Origin of the sequence: Elstera sp. (assembly GCF_044372965.1) — a bacterium.
Taxonomy (GTDB): domain Bacteria; phylum Pseudomonadota; class Alphaproteobacteria; order Elsterales; family Elsteraceae; genus Elstera.
The window spans coordinates 1-4,654 of record NZ_JBILQX010000230.1 but is presented as its reverse complement, the minus strand read 5'-3'; the positions used below and the strand labels follow the sequence as shown (position 1 = coordinate 4,654).

Annotated in this window: 9 protein-coding genes and 1 tRNA gene; 6 read left to right on the top strand and 4 right to left on the bottom strand. The window is 62.3% G+C overall.

Annotated features, from left to right (window positions below; genetic code table 11):
- Window positions 1-1,510: hypothetical protein (locus tag ACIQ36_RS18460; RefSeq protein ID WP_395832060.1), on the top strand; the 1,510-nt coding region annotated here is incomplete at its 5' end.
- A gap of 5 nt (window positions 1,511-1,515) precedes the next feature.
- On the opposite strand, the gene ACIQ36_RS18455 is transcribed toward ACIQ36_RS18460, so the two are convergent.
- A complete protein-coding gene (locus tag ACIQ36_RS18455) occupies window positions 1,516-1,692 on the bottom strand; it encodes a hypothetical protein (protein ID WP_395832058.1) in 177 nt (58 codons plus the stop codon).
- 5 nt (window positions 1,693-1,697) lie between these two features.
- Window positions 1,698-1,862 carry a ribbon-helix-helix protein, CopG family gene (locus ACIQ36_RS18450; RefSeq protein ID WP_395832057.1) on the bottom strand — a complete coding sequence of 55 codons (165 nt, stop codon included), beginning with the start codon at window positions 1,860-1,862 and terminating at the stop codon, window positions 1,698-1,700.
- Window positions 1,863-1,994: 132 nt separating this feature from the next.
- Between ACIQ36_RS18450 and ACIQ36_RS18445 the strand changes: the two genes are divergently transcribed.
- Genes ACIQ36_RS18445 through ACIQ36_RS18425 form a run of 5 tightly spaced genes read left to right on the top strand, consistent with a single transcriptional unit; the run spans window position 1,995 to window position 4,113 of the window.
- The gene (locus ACIQ36_RS18445) at window positions 1,995-2,336 is read left to right on the top strand and encodes a hypothetical protein (RefSeq protein WP_395832054.1); all 342 of its coding nucleotides are present in this window, start codon (window positions 1,995-1,997) and stop codon (window positions 2,334-2,336) included.
- Complete coding sequence (locus ACIQ36_RS18440; protein ID WP_395832051.1) at window positions 2,333-2,590, top strand: hypothetical protein; 258 nt, start codon at window positions 2,333-2,335, stop codon at window positions 2,588-2,590. Before ACIQ36_RS18445 ends, ACIQ36_RS18440 begins: the two co-directional genes overlap by 4 nt.
- A 12-nt stretch (window positions 2,591-2,602) precedes the next feature.
- A complete protein-coding gene (locus ACIQ36_RS18435; protein WP_395832048.1) occupies window positions 2,603-2,860 on the top strand; it encodes a hypothetical protein in 258 nt (85 codons plus the stop codon).
- On the top strand, window positions 2,860-3,054 hold the full coding sequence (locus ACIQ36_RS18430; RefSeq protein ID WP_395832045.1) for a hypothetical protein: 195 nt from the start codon (window positions 2,860-2,862) through the stop codon (window positions 3,052-3,054). The genes ACIQ36_RS18435 and ACIQ36_RS18430 overlap by 1 nt, the downstream gene beginning before the upstream one ends.
- 9 nt (window positions 3,055-3,063) lie before the next feature.
- On the top strand, window positions 3,064-4,113 hold the full coding sequence (locus ACIQ36_RS18425) for a tyrosine-type recombinase/integrase (protein ID WP_395832043.1): 1,050 nt from the start codon (window positions 3,064-3,066) through the stop codon (window positions 4,111-4,113).
- A gap of 42 nt (window positions 4,114-4,155) precedes the next feature.
- On the opposite strand, the gene ACIQ36_RS18420 is transcribed toward ACIQ36_RS18425, so the two are convergent.
- A tRNA-Gln gene (locus ACIQ36_RS18420) sits at window positions 4,156-4,230 on the bottom strand.
- 78 nt (window positions 4,231-4,308) lie between these two features.
- Window positions 4,309-4,654 (bottom strand): helix-turn-helix domain-containing protein (locus ACIQ36_RS18415; RefSeq protein ID WP_395832041.1); only part of this gene is annotated, 346 nt, incomplete at its 5' end.

The window sequence follows — 4,654 nt, the reverse complement described above, 5'->3', positions numbered from 1 at the left end:
GCCGGTAATCGCCGCACCGCTTGCGGCGATCACCGGCGGCGCGGGAATTGCTGGGCTGCTGGGAGCGGTGAAGGCAACCTCCGACTATGCCGATGCGATGGCGACCGCCGCGAGTATCGCCGGGCTTGGGGCCGAAGCGTTTCAATTGCTCAACTATGTGGCCGAACAAGCGAACGTGCCGACCGAAGCCCTCAGTAAATCCTTCAACGCCCTGAACAAGAATATCGCCGCCGCCCGTTCGGGCAACGGTAAGGCGATTGAAATGTTCCAGGCGATGGGAATCAGCCTTAACGAACTCCAAACCCTCTCCCCCGACCAAGTGATGAAACGCCTGGCGGACGGGTTCGAGAAGATCGAAAACCCCAGCCTGAAAGTCGCCGCCGCAATGGCGTTGCTGGGCAAGAACGGGGCGGCGATGCTCCCCGCGCTGGCGGGCGGATCGAAGGCGATGGAGGAGGGCGAACAAAAAGCCAAGCGCCTCGGGCTGGCCTTGAACGACCTCGACACGAATATCGTGAAGGACTTCGGCGATAATATCGGCACGCTGATGAAGGCGCTGGAAGGCGTGCGCAATGCGATTGCTGTAAAGATCATCCCGGTTCTTGACCCGCTGGTGAACCGCCTCACCGAATGGATTGCCGCCAACCGGGAGTTGATTGCAACCAAGGTGGGCGAGTTCGTGCAGCGCTTCGCCGCGTGGATCGAACGGATCAATTTCGACCGGGTGTTCAGCGGAATCAAAAGCTTTATGGACGGTGTGCAACGGCTGGTCGATTTGATCGGCGGCTGGGGCAATGCTATCGCCGTGTTGGCCCTCAGTATGACCGGGCTGCTCGGCCCCCTCTTGCAGCTTGGCAGCGGCTTCTTGGGCTTGATCGGCCCCATCCTTAAAATCGGCGCGGGACTGATTGCCCTCACTGGCCCCATCGGAATTGCCATTGCCGTTATCGCCGGGCTGGCAGCAGCGGCCTATCTGATTATCGATAATTGGTCGAGCATCGGCCCCTTCATCGAAAACCTGTGGGGCGGCATTGTCGATTTCTTGGGCGGGATCGTGGGCACCGTTACCGACCTCGGCGGCAAAATTATCGGCGGGCTGTGGTCTGGCATGAAGACCGTCTTCGGCACCCTCTGGGGGTGGCTGACCGGCGCAATTCAAGGGGTGGTGGAGCTTATCACCTGGCCACTGCGGGCCGTCACCGATCTTGTGAGCAATGTCGTGACCGGCGGGGGTGTGAACCCCGTGGCGAGCGTTCAGAACACCGCGCCGCAATTCTTAGGCGGGGGTGGTATTTTCGGCGGCAGCCCCGCTGCGGCCCCGGCAGGCAGTTCCAGCAGCAGCGGCCTTCTGCCCCCGCGCCCGCAAGCCTCCGGCCCGGCCAAGGTGCAAGGGAATATGGTGGTGGAATTCGTGAACGCGCCGGAAAACATGAAGATCCGAAGCGCCACGACCGACACGCCGGGCCTCACCTTCCGGCCCGATCTTGGCCCCGCCTTCGGGCTGGCCTAGGGCACTTACGGTATTAAACCCTTCGCGCGCAAACGGGCCACCGTGTTCGGGAAGAGCGCAAGAACCTCCGGGGGCAAAAATTCCGGGGGCAACGCGCGGGCGAAATCCTCCTCGGTCCATTCGGGGTTTTCATCGTCAAAGATGGGCTCTGGCAACTCGGAGATGGGTTCAGGCTTGGGCATGGCGTTCAACGCCCCTCCTCCGGCGGCAGGTAGTTCCTATCAGCTAACCAGCTTTTCAAAATGCGCTCAACCAGCGACGAGACCGACCGATCATCGTCTTTCGCGGCGCGTTCGAGCCCCTCTTTTATCTCGGACGAAACTCTGAACGAGAGCGCGCTACTCTTAACCATCTCACACATTCTCACACAATTCAGTTGACGGCCCGCAACACAGTCTCATACATTGTGTGAGAATGCAAGTGACCGGGTCAGATGCTGGAACACCTAACCCGGTCTCACCCCCGACAGAGAAAGGACCCTCTCATGTCAACGGCTAATCGCGACCTTATCACAGACCTTGCCCTTGTCGAAACCGCCACCCGCGCCCTGGCGGATGCCCTGCCCTACACGTTGCTCGATCTGTTCTGGCGGTGGGTTCTGGAAGGCGAAGCGGGGGACCATGCGGCGGCGCATTCCACCTTGCACGATCAAATCAAGCCGCTGCTGGCGGCGCTGGATGCGATCGAACGCTTGAACGGCGAAACCTATGCAGCGCGGTCTAACGGCGAATGGGCGGGCCGGATGCGCGCCCGGCGGGAGATTGACGGCTTCCGCGCCCGGCTTGCCCTGGAAGCGCCCCGCACCCCTGGGCAGCGTGTCGCATGAGCAAGCCCCTCGCCCCCCATCCACCGCCGCCGGAGCAAGAGTATTTCGATCCGGTTTTCGACCCGGATTATTGCCGGGGGCTGCTGTCGATCAACAAGCCGCACCTGCTGGTCGCGGCGATCCAGGCGCAAGCCCTGGCGTGGCAGGTGGCCTATGGCATGGGCCATGCCCGCGCCGCCCGTGATGCCGCTTTCATGCTGTTCATGGCGTTAAGCAGAATGGATGATTTTAACCGCACCTTGCCAGGGCGGTAGGAGACCTAACCCATGACCGAATGTACCGCCCTGCCGTTCACTGCGGCAGAACGCAGAGTCGCGCGCGACTTCAAGCGCTTCGGCGTGACCCTGCAAAAAATCCGGCCCGACGAACGGCCAACAGAAACCCTCTTCACCCTGGGCATAACGCAGCATCTGCGCAAAGGCGCGGCGGTGTTGGTCGCAAGCGACGATTGGAACGTGGTTCTGCTGGCGCTGCTGGGCGCGAAGGAAACCGGTATCCACGCCTCCGGCCGGAGGATGCCCTGATGCCCCGCAAGCTCGTAACGCAAGCGCAAATCGCCCGCGCGGTGAAGGCCGTGAAGGCAGCCGGCATGACCCCGACGCAAGTGCAGGTCGCGCCCGATGGCACCGTGACCGTTGCCACCGGCCCCGCAGGTGCCCCGGCCCCCCTCTCCCCCCTCGATGCTTGGCTAACCCAGGACGCGGCACGCCAATCGTAAGGAACCCCGATGACCCGCATTCGCCTGAAAGGGCTAAACCGGAAGCGCGTGACCCTCGCCGATGGGCGCACCGTGGAATATTGGTATGCTTATAAGGGCGGGCCGCGCCTGCCAGGGAAGCCCGGCAGCCCGGAATTCGTGGCAGCCTATAACGAGGCGGTTCACGCCAAAATCCCGCCACGCCTCACGACACTCGGCGGGCTGGCACAAGCCTATGAGGCTTCCGGCGACTTTGCCGGTCTGGCCCCCCGCACGAAGGACGATTACCTAAAGCAACTGCGCAAGATCGATGCCCGCTTTAAAGACTTCCCGGTTGACGCCCTGAAGGACCGGCGCACGCGCGGTGTCTTCTTGGCGTGGCGGGACGAATTGGCAAAGACCGCCCCCCGCCAAGCCGATTATGCCTGGAGCGTGCTGACCCGCGTGCTCGCTTGGTCGCTCAATCGGGGGCTGATCGAGACGAACCCCTGCGAGAAGGGCGGCAAGCTGCACAAGGGCAACCGCGCCGATAAGGTGTGGAGCAAGGGCGATGAAGCGGCCTTTCTGGCGCGAGCGCCGGAGCATCTGGCGCTTGCCTTCCAGATGGCACTGTGGACCGGCCAAAGGCAGGGCGATCTGCTGGCCATGACCTGGAGCTGCTATGACGGCGAATGCATCCGCTGGCAGCAGCAGAAGACGGGCGTGCGGGTGGAAATCCCGATTCTCGACCCGCTGAAAAGCCTTCTGGATGCCCGGCGCGGTAAGCCGCTCGATCCGATCCTTCAGACCACGCGGGGCACCCGTTGGACCACGACCGGCTTTCAAACCTCCTGGCGCAAAGTGTGCCTTGATGCGGGCGTGCGGGGCGTGACGTTTCACGATTTGAGGGGCACGGCTGTAACTCGCCTTGCAGTTGCAAGCGCGACGGAAGCCCAAATCGCCGCCCTCACCGGACACAGCACCCGCGACGTGCGAAACATTCTCGATAGTAACTATTTGCACCGTGACCCGGCCCTATCCCGCGAGGCGATGCGGCGGCGCGTGGCGCACGAAAATTCCCGAACGCCCTCCCGAACGTGAGGAGGCATTCTGACCAATTATCGAAAAAACCTAAGGAAGCTGTGGCTGGGACGGGAGGGATCGAACCTCCGAATGCCGGAATCAAAATCCGGTGCCTTACCGCTTGGCGACGTCCCACCAGTCAGCGCGGCAGACCCTAGCGAGGTTGACGGTTGGGATCAAGCCCTTCTTGCACTCGGCGGAGGGTCCTAATCTTTAGCATTCCAACATGCGCCGCAACAGTTCGAGATCTTCGGCCAGGCTTGCATCGGTCGCAATGAGTTCGTCGATTTTGCGAACGGCGTGCATCACCGTTGTATGGTCGCGCCCGCCGAACTTGCGGCCGATTTCCGGGAGGGATTTCGAGGTGAGCGCCTTGCTCAGATACATGGCCATCTGGCGCGGGCGGGCGACCTGGCGGGCTCTTCGGGCCGACGACATATCGGCAATGCGGATATTATAGTGCTCGGCCACGCGCTTTTGAATTTCTTCCACCGTCACGCGGCGATCATGGGCGCGCAACAGATCGTGCAGCACCTCCTGCGCGGTTTCCAGCGTGATC